18 protein-coding genes are annotated in these 18456 nt (G+C 34.0%); 2 read left to right on the forward strand and 16 right to left on the reverse strand.

Going from position 1 to position 18456, the window contains the following annotated elements; genetic code table 11:
• Positions 1 to 27 precede the first annotated feature (27 nt).
• Positions 28 to 249: a DUF5659 domain-containing protein gene (locus JOE49_RS26990; protein WP_372238124.1), complete on the reverse strand. Its 222-nt coding sequence runs from the start codon at positions 247 to 249 to the stop codon at positions 28 to 30.
• Positions 250 to 1145: 896 nt separating this feature from the next.
• Between JOE49_RS26990 and JOE49_RS23045 the strand changes: the two genes are divergently transcribed.
• Positions 1146 to 2027, forward strand: coding sequence for a DNA-binding protein (locus tag JOE49_RS23045; RefSeq protein ID WP_076158663.1), 882 nt, complete (start codon positions 1146 to 1148; stop codon positions 2025 to 2027).
• Between the two features lie 162 nt (positions 2028 to 2189).
• Here JOE49_RS23045 and JOE49_RS23050 read toward each other — a convergent pair whose 3' ends face one another.
• The 13 genes from JOE49_RS23050 to JOE49_RS23110 all read right to left on the reverse strand — a co-directional run bounded on the left by JOE49_RS23050 (position 2190) and on the right by JOE49_RS23110 (position 14405).
• Positions 2190 to 2519 (reverse strand): hypothetical protein, encoded by a 330-nt coding sequence (locus JOE49_RS23050; RefSeq protein ID WP_043882133.1) that lies wholly within the window; start codon positions 2517 to 2519, stop codon positions 2190 to 2192.
• Entirely contained in the window at positions 2520 to 3779 is a 1260-nt protein-coding gene (locus JOE49_RS23055) for a WXG100 family type VII secretion target (RefSeq protein ID WP_209942964.1), read from the reverse strand.
• Positions 3780 to 4912: 1133 nt separating this feature from the next.
• Positions 4913 to 6325, reverse strand: a complete 1413-nt coding sequence (locus JOE49_RS23060) for a helix-turn-helix domain-containing protein (protein WP_209942966.1) — start codon at positions 6323 to 6325, stop codon at positions 4913 to 4915.
• A gap of 606 nt (positions 6326 to 6931) precedes the next feature.
• Positions 6932 to 7525: a chloramphenicol phosphotransferase CPT family protein gene (locus JOE49_RS23065; RefSeq protein WP_209942968.1), complete on the reverse strand. Its 594-nt coding sequence runs from the start codon at positions 7523 to 7525 to the stop codon at positions 6932 to 6934.
• Positions 7526 to 8092: 567 nt separating this feature from the next.
• Positions 8093 to 8710 carry a recombinase family protein gene (locus JOE49_RS23070; RefSeq protein WP_076157144.1) on the reverse strand — a complete coding sequence of 206 codons (618 nt, stop codon included), beginning with the start codon at positions 8708 to 8710 and terminating at the stop codon, positions 8093 to 8095.
• Positions 8711 to 8988: 278 nt separating this feature from the next.
• On the reverse strand, positions 8989 to 9321 hold the full coding sequence (locus JOE49_RS23075; RefSeq protein ID WP_076157148.1) for a hypothetical protein: 333 nt from the start codon (positions 9319 to 9321) through the stop codon (positions 8989 to 8991).
• A 661-nt stretch (positions 9322 to 9982) separates the two neighbouring features.
• Entirely contained in the window at positions 9983 to 10375 is a 393-nt protein-coding gene (locus JOE49_RS23080) for a DUF3102 domain-containing protein (protein WP_076157153.1), read from the reverse strand.
• Positions 10376 to 10416: 41 nt separating this feature from the next.
• On the reverse strand, positions 10417 to 10869 hold the full coding sequence (locus JOE49_RS26570; protein WP_076157157.1) for a copper amine oxidase N-terminal domain-containing protein: 453 nt from the start codon (positions 10867 to 10869) through the stop codon (positions 10417 to 10419).
• 16 nt (positions 10870 to 10885) lie between these two features.
• Positions 10886 to 11959 carry a YrpD family protein gene (locus JOE49_RS23090; RefSeq protein WP_209942970.1) on the reverse strand — a complete coding sequence of 358 codons (1074 nt, stop codon included), beginning with the start codon at positions 11957 to 11959 and terminating at the stop codon, positions 10886 to 10888.
• A gap of 211 nt (positions 11960 to 12170) precedes the next feature.
• Positions 12171 to 12644 carry a hypothetical protein gene (locus JOE49_RS23095; RefSeq protein ID WP_076157166.1) on the reverse strand — a complete coding sequence of 158 codons (474 nt, stop codon included), beginning with the start codon at positions 12642 to 12644 and terminating at the stop codon, positions 12171 to 12173.
• Positions 12645 to 12690: 46 nt separating this feature from the next.
• Complete coding sequence (locus JOE49_RS23100) at positions 12691 to 13131, reverse strand: hypothetical protein (RefSeq protein WP_076157170.1); 441 nt, start codon at positions 13129 to 13131, stop codon at positions 12691 to 12693.
• Positions 13132 to 13485: 354 nt separating this feature from the next.
• Positions 13486 to 14088, reverse strand: coding sequence for a DUF5677 domain-containing protein (locus JOE49_RS23105; protein ID WP_076157175.1), 603 nt, complete (start codon positions 14086 to 14088; stop codon positions 13486 to 13488).
• Between the two features lie 131 nt (positions 14089 to 14219).
• The gene (locus tag JOE49_RS23110) at positions 14220 to 14405 is read right to left on the reverse strand and encodes a hypothetical protein (protein ID WP_076157179.1); all 186 of its coding nucleotides are present in this window, start codon (positions 14403 to 14405) and stop codon (positions 14220 to 14222) included.
• Between the two features lie 329 nt (positions 14406 to 14734).
• Here JOE49_RS23110 and JOE49_RS23115 point away from each other — a divergent pair, with 329 nt between their 5' ends.
• Positions 14735 to 15091 carry a hypothetical protein gene (locus JOE49_RS23115; RefSeq protein ID WP_076157182.1) on the forward strand — a complete coding sequence of 119 codons (357 nt, stop codon included), beginning with the start codon at positions 14735 to 14737 and terminating at the stop codon, positions 15089 to 15091.
• Between the two features lie 231 nt (positions 15092 to 15322).
• Here the strand turns inward: JOE49_RS23115 and JOE49_RS23120 are convergent, their stop codons facing one another.
• Together JOE49_RS23120 and JOE49_RS23125 are read right to left on the reverse strand one after the other, a co-directional pair.
• The gene (locus tag JOE49_RS23120; RefSeq protein WP_209942972.1) at positions 15323 to 16690 is read right to left on the reverse strand and encodes a KAP family P-loop NTPase fold protein; all 1368 of its coding nucleotides are present in this window, start codon (positions 16688 to 16690) and stop codon (positions 15323 to 15325) included.
• Positions 16691 to 17009: 319 nt separating this feature from the next.
• Positions 17010 to 18449: a toll/interleukin-1 receptor domain-containing protein gene (locus JOE49_RS23125; RefSeq protein WP_076157189.1), complete on the reverse strand. Its 1440-nt coding sequence runs from the start codon at positions 18447 to 18449 to the stop codon at positions 17010 to 17012.
• Positions 18450 to 18456 lie beyond the last annotated feature (7 nt).

The raw sequence follows: 18456 nt of genomic DNA on the forward strand, positions 1-18456 counted from the left end.
GGAATAAAATGATTAGAATGTATTGGTTTAGCCCCTTACTGGCATTCTGTTGGCATACTCATGAAACTCATGATCGGTTTTATAATCTGCCATTGCCTGTTGTAAGCGTTCACTAGAGCAAAACAAATAAACATTCCTGTCACTCTTCAAATCATCACCAATCGCAACCAACATAAATCCCTTCAATTGAAGATAAAGAGATAGTTTGCGCGAATGAATGACAGTTGTCCCATTAGAAATATAGATCACTCCTGTCTTTTCGATATCCAGTTTTCAAAGATCGCATAACAAATAAACTTAACAATCCATTTCAAAAAGAAAAAATAAAGATAATATTAAGTTTGCCAATCCTAAAATAGTTTTATTTCATCTATCCGATCTAGTATGTATTCTATCTACTTGCTGTATTTTAAAATCTACTTTTTTAATTGTAACCGTGGTAAAGCAATATGTATTGTCAGCTACTACTCAACTTTCATTTTCTTTGGTTCTGTTTCACCTTCGCCTCACTTTGTTCTCCTTTCAATTTATTGTTTCACTTCTATGTCACTATTACAGTATAGCATATACTCCCTTAATTACAAGTTTTTTATATACTCTATTGATATATTTTCGGTCAGGCATTTTTGTAGTCGCGAAAATATGCCTATATAAAAGAACGAGAATTCCAATTCACTTATTTGGCTACTCGTTTGATCCAGATTGACCGTTTTTTTCATTTCTTCCTAATCTGGAATTGTCGTTCATTGTTCGAATGTTATCCCCTTCTTTTGGCATATTTTCTAAGGTCGTGATCCGAATTGCAACGTGGAGGAAGAGCAGAAACATACGAACAATTAATCTTCCCATGTAGATTTCGTAAAATAACTCAGTCAAATTAAACTTTTCATCTGAATATCAAGTTTGAGAGTCAACGATCTTCCAATACAGCCAGTATGATAATGACCTTTGCCACAGTAAAAGGATTGCCAAACTATCCGGGTCGAGCATTCGCCTTTTACTGTTTATTATGCAACAGAAAGCCGCCCACTATAGGTGTTTTTATAATGAACGTGAACTTGTCACCGAGTCCACTTAACTACGTAATTGACCATTGTCCAATAATGCTATATTATTGGTTAAAAATGTAATATGGAGGAAGATGCATGTTCAACTCGGCAGTTTTGGAATCAGTAAGCGATATAAATCTTTTGACTGACATGTTGCGAGCAGAATTTTCACTAGAAGATTGGGATGCTATGGTACATATTGCGGACAAGCTCTATTTGTCGATTAGAACTTTGTATGATGAAAACCAACTTAGGCAAGCAAAAGGGCAACCAAAAATTGATACCAAAAAACTTAAACGAAGTGTCGCCTTCTATTTTGGATATGCAATGGTAGCAAAAGGTATCGCATTACAGAAGATGGGTGATTACACAGCAGCCAGAGATTGCATCGAAAAGTACACTGAATTGGGCTGGATATACGGATTGGACGAGGAAGGGCAAGCTGATGTGGCTCATTTCAGGATGCTTGCACGAGCAAATACATACGTCCTTGACTTGTTGGAAGGAAAGATGGATACGCTTCCTGAATATGTTCAATTTATACATCAAAGTGAAGAAGAAGAGTTGTTGCCGGGAATCATAACGATCTTGGAGGCAGCTATAAAATACGACTATAACGTTGATTGGGCATTAAAAGAGTTTCAACTTACTCTGGATTCCTTAGACGGAAACTACGAAACAGATGCCAATATACGTTATTATATAGACCATCTCTATCTAATGGCTCTATATAACCTCAAAAATGCAAATTATTCTAATGCACTAAATATATCCCTCAAGGCTTTGGGAATGTCTGATAAACTCAAAGATGATACAGGGTATAAAAAACTCAATGTATTATTTGTATCTTTTAGTGTTCATGCAACTAAAGATCAACTGGAAGCATACAATGTATTGAACAATAAAATCTTGGGGAGGGTGCTCAAAGATGAAAAAGGCATTATGTATGATGGCAGTAGCTTTGTTTCTGCTCGGTAGCGTGAGCAACATAGGAGCGTTAATCGCCCCGAACAATCATGGAATGAATAGCTTCCAACTTGACAATCATGGAATGAATAGCTAGATTCGTACATTTTAAAATTGCACCGAAGAAAGGGTGTATCCAATTTGTGTACACCCTTTAATCCAAATTATCACTACCTACCCTATAAAAACAACTGCTTCCTTACGCTGAAACGCGCTAGGCAATTTTTCTATGAGTGTTATTACTCGTTCAACGAGTTTATTTTTGTGATCCTCCTCCAAATTTCTTTCTGCCCAATTCTGAAGTTGTCGAAGCTCAGACAAAATATTTGGTAAGTCTTCCTCCTCAACATCAACTCCTGTTGAAAACAAATCTATCCATTGTAATCCTAAAGATTCGATAGCTGGTTGCCAACATTCATTAAAAAATGATTCTGACGCAACGGGAAGAAAAAAACTTTTTTCAAACTCATTTTGTGGTTCGAGTATCATAACGCTAACTGACATTTATTTTCCTCCTCCAAACTGGACACTAAATTTATAATCTGGAAACTCCTTTTTAAGCTGATTTAGGCTGTTCTCGGCAGCTTTTCTCAATTCAGGTGTATCACCATCTAATCTAAATACAAATTCCCGAATATCTTTAATACTATCGAGATGTGGGATATCAGATGAACTATTTTTTGTTGCTCTTGTAGTAAATGCATTATTTTCTAGTTCATTAATTCGATTTCGAGTCTTCTTTAATAATTGTTTATCCGTAAATTCTTGGGGCGTTTGAGCAGGTAAACCTGTCTTAGGATTTACTTTATCTAATCCTTTCGCAGATTTATCTTCATAGAATATTTTCTTTTTCAAATCAATTTCATCGAATTCTCCTATTGATTCACCTTTTTTATTGACAATCTCCACTTCTTTTGGATTTTTTATCGTAGAAGGCGATTGACTTGTCACTTCATGATGTACGGGGGAACTTGAAGGCTTTGAATTTTTACCTCCACCTTCTCCCTTCGCCATCTGCCACAATTCTGCTGAGCTTTTCCCTATTCCGCTTGCGCCTTTAACTGCGGTTGTACCTCCATGCGCTGCTAAAGCCGCTGAGCCTATCAATCCAGGTATTCCGATTATACTACCAACTCCCGTAGATGAAACAGCAACTGATAATCCTTCTCCACCTGTTCCAACGATTACCTCACCAGCACCCTGCAAGGTCGTAGCTACGTGGCCGAGAATTTCACCTACTTTAGCAGCCATAGGATGATCATAGTCACGGTCTTTGTCGGGCAGCATTCCCAAGGTTAAATCTTCCTGAATAGCTCCTTTTGCTCCCTGAGCAGTATCCCACAGAATTTCTCCTTGAAGCTTGCTAGCTTCCATCTGGGCTTCAGCCTTGGTGATCTCCGCTTTTCCGATCTGTTCAAAAATTTTATGTAGCCAACCTTCGCCGCTTGATGCCGTTTTAACAGGCACACCATTCCCTGGCACATCCAGTACAACTTTTTCTCCATCTACCTGTGTGAAGTTTTTTGAAATAAAAATGAGTTCTTGTGCAACCGTAGAAAGTCGTTCAAGCGTCACGCCCATGGATTGTCTAGAGACCTGAAAATCTTGGAAAAACCTCTCTTGGGTAGCACCAGACCAACCTTGTTGGACAAAATCAATTCTTCCATTCAGTAAATTCAACATACGTTCCATTTCGTGTTTACCATGCAAAAACTGGTCAGCCACTTCCATAAGCTTGTCAGGTGGAACCAATATTCTCCCCAATTGATCACGTCCATTTTAATTTAGATGGAAATAATCTTATCAGAAGGAGATGTTTAGGGATATCCACCTGTTATCCTGAAATTTCCTTTTATATTATGTGACAAATGGACTGATATAAACGGATTTACTATGTCAAAAGTATTATAACCCTTGTTATAAGATTCATTTTATCAACGTAGTACTATTAGCTTTAAACTCTGTCCCTCAATCATATCCTGCAACTCAAGAATTTTTTATAGTTATGTAGCTGCTGAGTTGTTATGTTCAAATCAATGGCAATATCCTCTTGAGTTTTTGCCAAACCAAAATAATTTTGGTTTGCCTCTTATCATGGTAAGCAATTTTATTTATAAAGACATACAAATAGTTCCTTTTTTATGTTACTATTATATTTTGATTGAAAAATATGGAAAAGGATGTGTTTTTATTGAAGTTGAAAAAAACAGTAGTTATTCTTACTGGTAAATTGCTTTCTACCTATAGTAATAGCAAGGCTCAACTTGATGGTTGTGTATTCAACTTAAACCAATGAAAAAGAAAACTATTTTTATCATAATTGGAGTTGTTTTAGCAATTTTTATCGTCTTTTTCCTTTTTAACCTGTGGGCGGTCAAGAATCTGCATGTGCCTTCCCAATAATTCAATAATAAAGGAGGTAACATGAATAAGAAGAAGGCTTGGAAGATAGCTGGCTTTTCTGTCTTAGCGATTGTTTTATTTTATGTTTTTTTTGCTATTGTGGGATATTATCAATTTATCAGTAACGTAAGACCTTGACTATGCACTCTATTCTATACAATTGAATTGTTGTGAATGCTGTATCACAGCTTTCTAAAAGACAAGAGCCTTCCTTGTAAAGGAGGGCTTTATTTTTGTAGACTATTTTGAGAAAAACATAAATAGGTTTCAACCATACATACTAAAAAGGCTAGACAGGACACCCCCATCTAACCTTCACTTAAATGTTATATTATTTAGTGCTTTGTCTTGTTTTCCGTTGAACCATTTAAGGTGTGCTTATTTTAACTCCTTTTCAATCCGTTTTTAATTACGTTTAGAATCCCCCGATAGTATCGTTAAGCTGAATAACTTGATGACTATTTGAAACAGGTACAGTGACAATAAACAAAAAGCTAGCTGCAATAATCAGAAGAGCCGTTCTTTTCAACATTATCTAACCACACCTTTTCAATGAATTTTGAATATTTCCCCTTTGTTTCGGGAATTGCATGGGTGCGGAAATGCTCAAACATTCCTACACAGTTTAAATAATAAGTCTCATTATTCAGTGTATGATAACTTTCCAAAGAATACATCAAATATTTAAAACCATCACTATACATACCTTGATGTAAATAATAATAAGCCAATTCATAACTGAATCGTGCACATTGCTCTGGTATTACCTGCTGAGTATACATATCACTGGATAGAGGCTGTTTAGAGAAGGAATCAATCTCCATTTCAAAACGTTTAAGTATGTGTCTCACATCTAACTGATATCGGTTAGCAGCATACATTACATTCAGTAACTTGGTTACCATTTCATTATTGACTTTATCACTTGATGCAATAATGTATTGAACATAATCGTTTAGCACACTTACATCTCCAGATAAAAGCTTATATACGTAAGTATTACCTTCTGCCCAACTTTTGAACAAGCTAATCCAATGTCGGGTTTCTTCGTCCGTCTCTTTGACCCAATCTAAATTAGCGTAGGCGTGTGTATATTCTAAAGCGCGCTGATAATCACCTTGGGCTTCACAGACACTGGCACGCAACAGGTCAGCATAAGCAATGTATCCAAATAATGGACTTCTTGTTTTCTTTTCTTGTTCCCTGTGGTTATTTTGTTGATGTTTAATGGAATATTGGATTTCCGCTTTATCTCTCATTTTACTCGCCAATTCATCAACCTTATCCCATTTACGCAATGAACGATACACGTTAGCCAAATCCTTCAATGCATCAAGCTGGTCTATTTCGTCTAGTCGCTCAACAAAGACTTCAAATATCGTAGCTGCACTGAGATTTTGGCTTTGATCATCACCAATCTGAATCGTGAATATACGATATTGACAGATGGCTAAACGTTCAGAATGTTGGTACTTCTCCGCTTCTGCTACACCTTCATAGAGCAGCAATGCAGCCGCATTTCGTCCCTGTGCCAATAACGTTTCTGCAATCTCAAATAGTTTGGGCGAATAGAGTAGATTGTCCATGATGGCTCCCACCACTCGACGGATCGCATCTAGTTTGTCCAACTCCGCACAGCGAAATAAAAATGGCTCGATTCGCCTCATATTCGGAGGATGGTTGATAATGTAGTTTTCTATAAACAAATCATAAAAGTGACTTTCAGGTAAACCCATAGCCTCGGTAATTCGGTCGAGCTGGTTAATAGACATAGATTTATTACCTGTTACAATGCTACTTATTATTCCCCTATTCATCCCTGTAATTTGTCCAAATTGCGATAGGTTTAAGTCTTCTTGTTGTAGATATTGTTCCAATTCTGCTCTAATCGTGGGTGTAACTTTCATAGATAAACCACCCTTTCAACGTAGACTAAGAATACGATGCATAGTTAAAATTATTATGTAGTTGTGAAACAAGTAGTAAAATAAATTTGTTTTATCGCTCTCGATTGTACCATCTTTTGGAATAAAATCATATACCTTTCATATATGTGCTTAAGATACCTTTTGGGATAGTTTGCGATGATTTTATGATTAAAAGTATCGTCCTCATATTGATGTATAGTTTATTGGAAAAATCATAATACAACTCATCCAATATAAAGTTACCAGATTAATAGTTATGTTCATATTCCCTTGTAATTAATCTATGATTTGAGCTTAGATTGGATGTATGACATACAAGTAACCTTAATGATATTAGGGATGGTATCGAGTAAAATTTATGCTATGTCGGGGAGTGGAAGTGCTAGGGGAATATTTGTAGAAAGCGAATAACCAATTGATTTTAACCATCCCCGAGGTATATTTGTTCAAAGAAAATAAAGTCTTAGACTGCGGCTGCTTTATTGAGCTAACGATCTCCGTTAGCTTAATTTCGAAATCCCTCGGGCAGACCGAGGGGCGATAGCCCCAATGTTTGAATATGGTGTTATCTGATGGATACGCCATCTAGGAAACACTAACATTTCTTTTACTTAATTTCTTAAAAACCGAGTATTCCTTATTGGACTTAATAAAACTTAATATCTTTTCGGCACATTCTATTGGATTCATCTCTTCAGTATTTACTTCGAGGTCATATTCATCAAAGCAATATATTTTGCTAAACTGTGAAGCTACTAGTCCAACCTGTCTATCTCCTCTTGTTTGCTCTCTTTTTATGAGTTCTTCTTCCGAGCATATTACACCTATAAATAACGTAGGCTGATCGAAAAATTGATCAAGAAACTCATTAAACCTCTTGTCATTGTCGATTAAGGTATCTGCTATTACATTAAAACCCAATTCTAATAACAATTTAATTGTCGAATGGTACACTGAGAATATGGAATCATCAAGGATTTGTGAGACAACTTGATGATCTATTTCTTTTGGAGGATCTTCTAGAAATTTATTATTAATAAAATCATAGTAATTATTAAAAAAATCATCAATTGATAAATGATAAAAAAGGATCTCTTTCTGATTTATCAGTTCAGTCGATATGGAGGTTTTTCCGGAACTTGAAGTTCCATTTAGAAAAACTAATATCCCTTGCTTCAATTTAATCATCCCTTCAAAAAATAATTATTTCGTATCTTTTAGATAACGTTATATTCACAAAGTTCATTAAATTATCCAATTCAGAAAATATTCGAGAAACGATTGAACTTTCCTGTCAGTTAGTTCAATAAAAAGAACGCTCCCGCGCCTTCGATTGGGCTACGTCCTCCTCATTATATTCCATTTCCAATCACCTATTAAAGAACGTACGCGGGTAACATGTAGTGCTTAAACAGAGGACTTATCTTAACCTAAGCGCTAAGAAAATACTATATTTTCTAGGATCAATATTTATTAGAGATAAATTTAGAATATGTCGTGATTGCTCTACTTAAACTCCCCAACATCGGAAAAATCATTTGATAAGCTTAATCATCATAAGCAAAATAACTTCAGTGTGGGGCTAGATGTGCTGCTGCATTATTTGGAAATTTAATAGGCGTTTTGGGTGTAAACTATCCCCCCTTATCCAAATCAAGACCAATACATGGTTATTAAATCACAAAAAAGCCTAGAATAAATCATCTAGGCCGTGAGTCTGTACGTTGTGTACACATGATTATTATTTTATCCTACTTGTTTCTGTTGCTCATATTCCTTTACCCTGCGATAGAACGTGTTAGGCTTCATTTCTACGCGCTTCATTGCTTCGACTGCTGTTATTCCACCTTGCTTCCATTCCTCATATGCTGTAATAAACTCATCACTTATTGCCTTTTTAGGCCGACCAAATACCACACCATTATTTTTTGCTGCTGCTATACCTTCAGATTGTCTACCGTTTATCTTCTCACGTTCACGTTCTGCCATGTAGCTGAGTAATTCAAGTACGATACTAGATATAACCTTTTCCAAACCATTTTGATATTGTCTAGTGTCAAGGATAGGCATATCAAGGATAACAATGTGTGCACCTATCTCATACGTTATATCTTGCCATTCACGTTTGATTTCTTTAGCATTCCGTCCAAGTCTGTCAAGTTCCTTAATGAACAGAATGTCTCCGTGTCTAAGTACGCTCTTTAATGTTTGATATTGTGGTCTGTCAAAATTCTTGCCACTTTGCTTATCAATGAAGTAATCACGTTCCATAATACCTAAGTCCTTCATCGATTCTAATTGTCTAGCTTCATTCTGATCCTTACTCGATACTCTTATGTAACCATAGCGTCTAATCTCACTCATATGGATCATCCTCTACTATGTCATTAATTATATTATAGCAAAAGTATGTCAAAATGTATATATTTACACATGAAATATTTCAATATATTTTATATACTATTTGACATATTTCATAAATATTTTTGACACCCATCAAACTACTATTGCAAAAGGTATACTTTATGACATAGTGTTGAAAAAGACCTTGGCTAAATTGAGCATAATAAAAAGGGCAACCGAAGTCGCCCTAGATATTCCAATTATACAACTTAACTTTTCAAATGCTTTAGTACACAAATCTATTTACTGTCTTCTTCCTTGATATAAGTAGCGTCATATTGAATGATCGCTTTTGTTTCATCAGTAGCCTTTGAAACGTCGTAGACTACTTCATCTAGATTGAATTTATCTTCATCATGGAGAGATTGCGGTTTTTTTATAAATAATGCATCTTTAGTATAAATTTTATCAGGATGATTAAGTCCTTCTAATACACTATCAGGGACTACTGCTTTTGTAACGCTCTCCATTTCTTCTGAAGTATCATCACTAGCAAAAACATTATTACTAATAACTACAGCAAACGTAACAGTAAGGGCAGCCAACCCAAAAAATTTTAATTTAGCCTTCACTTCTGTCCTCAACCTCCATTAATTAACTTGTATAACCATTTTAATACATATTTTAACAATTTATATGTATTCATAACCAATATATTCAAATTGTATGCATGAATTCAACAAAAGTCAAATTGCTCAACTCTTTTTTCAATACATTTGTAATCATAGTTTGAAAGTAATATTTTGACGTTATCAGTAATGAGGATAGGAAGTTGACGCTGTGTCAACCATATGAGGGTATCACCAACTTTGGAGACACTGTAGAGATATCCTATATCGACACCCGTATCGAACCTCAATCGTCAAAATTGATAATATGTGCATAAATACTATATTCTATATGGTTTTTTGAGTCATTGTGATTCAAAATTGTGCCAGAATATATTTAAATCGTTGCCGTATCGAAAAATAGCTAGAATGTAGATGGGATAAGGACTTTGGGTAAATATTATCAACATCGTGATTTCAATCGTATGTATCGGAGGAAAATGTTCAAAAAAACTTGATGCATTAAGGGATTATTGTATTTTTATAAATTAAATTGTTTAAAATCAAAAATTAGAAAACCCTTTATTTATCTGCATTTTGTATCGTAGCTCAATCGTATCGTGAAACGTAACAAGAATCGCGGAGCGGATGACATATTTTCATATTTTAATGTTTTTTAACTCTATCAAGTTGGTTCTATATAATAGAAGAAACTCAACTTAACCTCTCTAACCTCATGCACAGTCATTTCTTCAACGGTTTTCGTCTCACCAGTCGATGGGACAGTATGCTTCTGCTCAACAAACTCCAGACGATCAATGGAATCGGGTAAAGATAACATTTCGAACATTTTACCTATCGGCAGATTGAACGATGTCGTGTAATTTCCAAATTGATTATATGAGCGAATATATCTGTCTGCTGTCTGCCAAGTTATATCTACTGAATCTTTAAGCCATTTTCCAAATTCACCATGCGCTAGATCATATTCTTTTACATGTTTCAGTCTTTTACCAACCTCAAACACCGACTTTCCAGCTATTTGCTTATAACTGTTAATCTCTTTATAGTAGTTCAAAACAAAAAAATAACCCCGGAATGTTTACCGGGGTAAAGTCTCTATTCTTTTGCAGTTTTAGGGAGAGTTATGTGTATTGAAAGTGATGGTTTATCATAATTAACTTTCGCACCTATTGATTCACTAATGAACCTAAGATTCACATATAAAATATCTTCACCCAAGAAAGGCGTTTGCGATAAAGAATATGATTTTCCATTTACATATGCTGTCTTATTATCTTGGCTTAATTTTATGACTGTCGAACCATCCTGACTACTTGCAGTAACTGTTTTACTAGTATTATCCCAACTAACTTTCATATCATATTGCTCAAATATTTCACGAAAAGGAACCATCGCTACCCCTGAATAGGCTATAAGTGCATTAAAATCCAGTTTTTCATTATTGACATATATGTTAGCCCTCTGTGCTTCTCCGGCAGCGTAAATACTTGTTGAGAAAATAGAGGTGATTAAAAGAACGATCACCAAAAAAAACATATTCTTTTTCACAGTACTCCCTCTCTTCTTATCGCAAATTTTGATCAGCTACTATTGTAACTGTATTATTACCATCCCTTGTAATGGAAGCATGATCTGTAAGGGGAGCACTAAAAGCACTACTCGGAACCGCCACATCATTTACTTTTATACTTGAGTAAGTCCCCCTATTTCTACCTTTGTCACCTGTAGAAACAACGGTTGACAAAAGTTTCCACTGATCGACAGTACTAATATTAAGACTATTATCGGTTTCCATAATAGAAATTAAACTGGTGTTTGTTCCATCTGAACAACCAATATCCCTACATGTTGCTGTGCCGCTAATTTTCATTCTTGCTTTTCCATTGTTATTATACCATACGTACAAAACAACATCGGAATTTGATAAATAGGCATTAGCCGATTGTACATTTGAATAACCTGTAACAAAGCCAGAATGACTTTCCACTCCATTTCTTTTTACAACCATTGTTGGTTTCCAACCTTTTTCAAAAGAACCAGGGCCAACAGTAGAATCATAGACTAACCCCATATCTGCTTCATAATTCCCCGAAGTGAAACCAGAATAGTTATATGCCGCTGTCTCTTGGACAACTTGCGAATCAAGTGGAAGTCTTAACAAAGTAGATAGGTAGCTTCCATTTTTGACTATGTCCTGTCTACCTCCAATACCATCCCCAATATTATAAGCAGATGTGGTGATTCGGTCGTTTTGACCTTCAATTAAATATTTAACATCTGGCTTCTCAATAGTAAGTTCTGGAGCCTTATTGGGAACCTCTTCATATTTGTACACATAATCTTCACCTATAATAGTGTAGTCATAAATTGCATTATCATAAACACTTTCCGACACATTTTTATTCATACTTATCTTTTGGTTGCTAGCTCTGTCCTCTTCGATTCCCTTCTTAAAACGGTTTACAAGCTCATCAATTTTTGCACTAGAGATGTCATCCGGTTTATGTATTACAATTTCCCTACCGTTGGTCCCCTCCAAAGTTTTGTCTGCACTTTCTGCGCTTGCAATATGTCCAGCAAACGGAGAAAAAACCAAAGAAACAGCTGCCAAAATTGGTAATACCATTTTCTTTTTCATTTTCGTTTCCTCCAAATAGAAAATTTTTGAAAATGTTACACGAGATAATATTACCTCTTTTTCCCTATTTGTCAACATAAAAATCTATTTAAAACATTAAATGTTAATTCTAAAAAAATAAATAGACATATACACACTTATTATTAGTCAATTAGTCTATTTTCCTAATTTGGGTTAATATAAAAAAGAGCAACCGACAAATATCAGTTGCCTATCTCTCAACAAAATACCTATTGGTCATATACCATGCTTTTCCTTTATTCGTATCCACCATCCCCTTCTTGCTATCCAAAAACACAATATCACCACATTCTTTACAGCCCCATTTATTCCTCTTGTACGCTGATCCTTCTACATATGAAGCTCCACATTTACATTCTACCTGAATCAATACCTTGTGCTGGCTATATGCATCTGCTAATTGCTCTTTACTCTTACTAGATACTGTTGGTTGCTGTATTGCTGCTACATATTCCCTTTGCTCAGAAAATTCATTATGTACCTTAAAATCTGCTACAAGCTCAGGATTCAATCCGAAATGTTCTTTGCCTACTGTAGTCACATACTTACTTCCTACACGATAAGATTCTATCCAGTCCTGTATTTGTTTGGTGGATAGGTTTACACTTCCTTTGATGCCACTATTTAGCGTATAGGTCATTGTGTGATGTTGGTTTTGGTTCATTTTATGCTACTCACCCCCAATCATTAATAGGATTATACTTCTTACGCTATTTTGATGAGAATTCTTCAATTCGTTTTATTCTAAGCACATCCAAACCCTGTTTAAGGTAACGAGACAAAAGAAGCTTTTCAAGCATATGTCCAGCAGGTGAAGTATACTGGTTCAAGTCGTGCAAATAATTATACATATTATTGAGAGCTTTCTCCGGTGTATAGCTGTGCCCACGAATAGCTTCTATATCTCTATAGTAATCATAGTCTGTAGTGTAGTCACTGCGATCAATAAAATCACTTTGTCCAATGTACATTAAAGATTCCAACAACAACAGATTACGATACTCCCACGATTTAAGCTTAGACGACATTTCTTGATATATTGAGTCTCGATTTTTATTTTCTTCTATTACTTCTTTATAATATTTGTCAGCCAAATCAATGAATTCAATAATTTGCGGTAAATATGCTTTGATTTCGTTAATAATACTCATAATATCGCTCCTTTATAAATCTTCGAACAGAATTGATTGAATCTCCAGATAGTTCCCTTGCTTTTATGATTTAGTTCAAATCAGTAGTTTTGAATTCATATGCAACGGAACAACCTAGTAAAAATTGTAGGTAATTAAGAATTGATTTTACTTCCTCATCTGTCTGATTTTCAGACAAAACAATGCTAATGACTTTATACATGTAAGCGCAACAAAAGACAGTTACATTATTAATTAGATTACTTTGAAATATTGGTCCACTAGTAAAACTTCCATCAGAAATGAAAACATGTGATAGTAGTGGAGACATGTGTACTGCTTTTGAAGTTAAACCATATAATCTGTTATACTCCTCTAAATTCCCAGTAATTCTGCTATTTTTTTAAGAGAAGGGTTTACTTTTTTTCCCTTCTTCTGATTTTCAGAATCATTTTGAATAATCTTTTCTACAAGTTTATAATACCAAGGTTTATATGGTATATAATTGTTTTTAATACGCTCGTACTGATTTTTTAGATCAGCAAGCTCTTCTTCACAGTAAGGATGATCTTCTTTTAATGTAGCTTTATATCTCTCAAAAATAGCATTTTCCGCATATAATCTAATTCTCACATCAAAATCTTCATAAATAAAAGTAAGGTATAAAAGTGATTCATATAAACCGCGAAGCAATATCATAGCTTGATATACAGTTCCAGCTTTAAGACATGCTAATATAGCAAAGAAATCATTCATTGTTTTGGAGATTATCCCCTTAACACTATTATCTAGTTTACTAAAGTAACCCTTATCAGCGATAAATGAGAGAAAAAAATAATATGTTTCGCAAAAATATAGTGCTTCGTCATGCTTCAACTGATTTTTATCAAGATAGTTATTAAGTAAGGGACGAATTCTGACTAAATACTTTTCAAATTCCTCTTCTGTTTCTTTAAAGCCATTCAAAGTATTAAACATCTTCCATCCCCTTAAGAAATCAATTATTTTAAAACAATCTAACCTCATATCTTCGCATACTATTCATCTTATCTTATTCAATTAGTATTATGTAAACGTAACCTCCAGTTCACCAGAGGTTATTCTATAATTTATGAATCGAACTCCTCGGTTGTATGAACAATAGATACTTCATGTCCGTTCTCAAGGCAAGTAAAAACAAATTCAGTCATATCTTGTTTCTTATCTTCAGTAAATCTAAATTCAGGATCAACATTTACATCTCCTAGACTTGAAACCTTAATAACTACCTTATAATACCATTCTTCTTCACTCATATCTTATCCATCCTTTTCTATAGCATTCAACCTTCTCGTTATCTCAGATAATACTCCTGAGCCATAGACGTTTAACACATATGCGCCTATAGGGTGTTTATTCGTATTAATTGACAACATAAATTATAGTCACTTCATCCTTAACTATAATACAACAGATAGGGACAATTTCCCATATATTTTGGATAATAGTAACAATTATTTAGTGAAAAAGACACTACTACTTCTAATGGTATTCTACTTAGAATAATTAAAAGTCATATAGAATAATACGAAAGCATTTACTATAATAAGATATATTATATCAAGCTTTGAAAAGGGTGAACTAAATGACAATTAATTGGCTACCATCATTTGAAAAAGAGGTATTTAAGATTCTAACTAGTGAATACAAATATACTGATTCGGAAGCTATTGAATCTTTGGAATGTTATAATTCAGTTTTCTCCTTGATAGATATGTATACCGAACCTTTTCATGTTGCATGGCGAATCAATTCAGATAGAGTAACAGGAACACCGCCGTTCCATTATATAGAGACATTATCAATTATCCACGATGCTAGTCATATGCTTGCTCAAGATATGAAAATTCCTGAACCTGAAAATGTAAATAAAGAGTATGAATTTTGCATTAAATGTAATTATCCAAAATACAAAAATGAACAGTGTAAATTTTGCAAGTAATAAATAGCAACAAAAAAAACGCCTATCTCTAGGCGCTTAGTTCCATATCATAGGGGGCTGAGTTTAACCCTCCTTGACTCTTATATATACATTCTCTCTTGGTTCAGTTCCCTTTTTCATACGCCTACCTGTTGGCTTGAGCCAGCACTTTTAAACTGATTAATTGACCATCCCAAGTCTGTAAAAAAAGCTTCCCTGACGTTATATTTTTCATAGCTTGTGAATTCGTCTTTAAGAAAACTCCAAATCTAACTCCCCCTTTTCCTTTAGTTGGTTCATGTACCTTAATGCATCTGGATACTTATTTAAAGCCCTGCTAGATTTATCTAAAATATCATCGTAAGCAGGTAGAATATAACTTTTTCCTGCTTGAATTCTTGCATTATTAGGGTAATGTAAATTAATAAACGATTTAATCGAAGCCATAAGAGATTCTTCTTTATATTCAGTAACCATAATTTCGTGAATTTCCGGATGATATTCATAGTTACCCAGAAACAATAAAAAGGCAGTTTGTAAATCAAGCTCGTTAAGAGCACCACTATTTTCCATTTCACTTAAATATGCATCCCAATTAACCATTATATAGTTAGCGAGTTTTATAAATTTTCTGGGATTCTCATAATTTCTTCTCAGGTTATTGTACACTCTATTGTAGATACTCTCAGTTCGACTTTCAATAGTCTCCCCACTGTACATACCCTGCTTTTCTTGATGAACAGGTATTAGAAAATTTTGTTTTTTTAAATCAATGAAAGTATCAAAAAGATATTTAAGTTGCTCCTTATATGGAGTCTTATCTACATTACATAAAAACAAATTATAACTTAATGTACGTAGCTGATATCTGGAAATTATTGGTATACTCAATTGAAATATTTTTTGCAAATAATCATTCGGTTTTTGTATTCCAGCTTTTGTTAATGAATCTTCTATAGATTCCTTATCCATTGCTACAACAAACAATAAGCCTGGTAAATCTAATACTGATTTAATTACTTGAAAAATCCGAATAACCTCTTCTGGAAACATTCGATCAATTTCATCAATAAAGATCACAATTTTTTTATTGTTTTGTACAAACATTTGTTGTAATTCTTTTTCAATTTCCTTTTTTCTTTTAGATATTGGTTTTTCAAAAAATGTATTAGTTATTTGGCTAACCGCTTCTGAAGCAGAATCTGATACTGCTAGTGCTGCTTGATGCGGTACTCCGTTCATAGTCTGAGTAAAATAAGTTGCCATTTTAGAAACTGGTTTAGTGAGCTTTTGGGCATAATTCAAAAACTTTTTTCTAGCACTAGTAAACCCATTATCAATACAATCATAAATTTCTTCAAATAAAGAAAATAAAATCTCTTCTTTTTCCAAAAGAATCCAAGGGTTGAACCGAATAACTGCACATTTATCTTTATTAATGTTTGATTCAATAAAATTTAACATTGTAGATTTGCCTGCTCCCCATGTACCATTAATTGAAATAGCATAAGGAATATGATTAGAGTAATTATTAATATGCTCTGCTATTTCCTTTGATTTCAGACTGAAGTTAAGAAGGTCTTGATCTACAGATTCAAGAGGTAAATGATTAATATTCATATAAAAGCACTCCCTAAGACTCTTAATAATGTACTACCGTATAAGATCAATTTATCACTATAAAGTCCACTTGTTCCAACTGAAAAGTATTAAAACAAATTTTAAAATTCAATGAATAAAAAATTAATTAATAAGATCATAAATTTTGCTTTTACAAATACATTATATCTTGTCATGGTAACCTCAATGATTTTTGAAAATAAAAAAATCCAGTCACCGTCAATATGGGGGCAACTGGATGGTAAAATTGGTGTTTTATATACATTCGTATTAAAAAGCTTTGTGAAATAATTGAATTCTCTTTAGTAGAAAATTCACATTAAAGCATAGTGGCTATTTCATCAGGTTTAATAATGCTTGCAATGTGAGGTGCTTGATTGAAATAGTCATTCTGTACACGAATTGGTTGAGCGACAGAATAACTCGAAATGCTTAATTTAAGTTCTTCAATTGTATCCGCATTAAAAATACATTTAATTTTCTCAGCATGCCGTTTAGACTTAAGCTTAGACAAAAGCTTAAAATGTGAGTACGCAGATCGATACATATAAGTAGTTGGAAACCAGAAATATCTTTCATCTGGCCTTAAAATTTTAGAAATATAATGTAAAAGAAGGTCAGTATTCAAAAACTCTTCCTTACTAATTAGTGAGTTATCAGCACGTTGACTGAGTATTTCGCCAGTATAACTAAACTTTCTATACCCAAGTCTTTCATTTAATCTTTCTAAAGACTCTATATAAAATCTATATCCTTCAAAACGAATTTTTAAATTATCATTAGTAAAATTCTTTGTGTGAAACTCGTTATTAAATACTTCTGAAAGTACCTTGTATTGATTATGTTTAATCAGAATAGCGCATGTATAAATGAATAATTCAGTAATAAAAAATTTAAATTGGTCAAATTGTGATTCATAGTAGCTATTGTTTTTTTGATTATGGGCTAAAGGATACAAACTCTCAAATAATTCTACGATCCAGTCAGAATCTATTTCATCTGACTCGGATAAAGAATTTATGAAATTTATATATACGTTTCTTAAAGGCAAAGATTCATCTATTTTTTCTTTAACTGTTTCATCTAAAAGAGACGGATTATCTATCGATGTTATTTCAAGTTGTTTCAATTCTCCCAAGAAAGTATTTATAAAGCTACTTGTAATTCCTCTTACTCGCTTTGGATTGTTCTCTATGGCACTATTTAATTGTTTGATTAGATTTGAAGATTCATAGTGTGAAACCTCTTGTTCAAACAAAAACGATGGAACAGCTCCTAATGCTGGTTTTCTATGCATAGGTGCTTGATGTAAGGTTCTTAACAGTCTTTCGTAGCCTTTCTCATACTCAATGGAAAGATCAACATACATTCTAGAGCTGCAAAATGTAGGTAAAAACGGTTTGCCCTCCTCATCTCTCTCTGAAACAACTGGGATAAATTTTTCTTGTCCAACATTCCCATAAATTTTAGGAGTAATTAATTCCGTCTCAGTTCCTACACCACCAGTTCTTTTATCAGCTTTAGCTTGGTAACCTCTCTCACAGATAATTAAGACTTTATCGATCTCTGTTGAAGTTACCATACTCTCCATAAATGCTAATGTATCATTTCCTTCTTTTAAATCCCACTTGTCTAATTTAACCATAACTCCATCGCTCATCAAGCGCGTAGCCAGTTCATAGACCCACTGTTCATGGTCTGTTGTAGTCCAACTATACGAAATAAACACTGTAGGTGGTTTTTTTGACTCAGTTGTCATATCGCAA

This window comes from Paenibacillus sp. PvR133, from assembly GCF_017833155.1.
Lineage (GTDB): Bacteria > Bacillota > Bacilli > Paenibacillales > Paenibacillaceae > Paenibacillus > Paenibacillus polymyxa_B.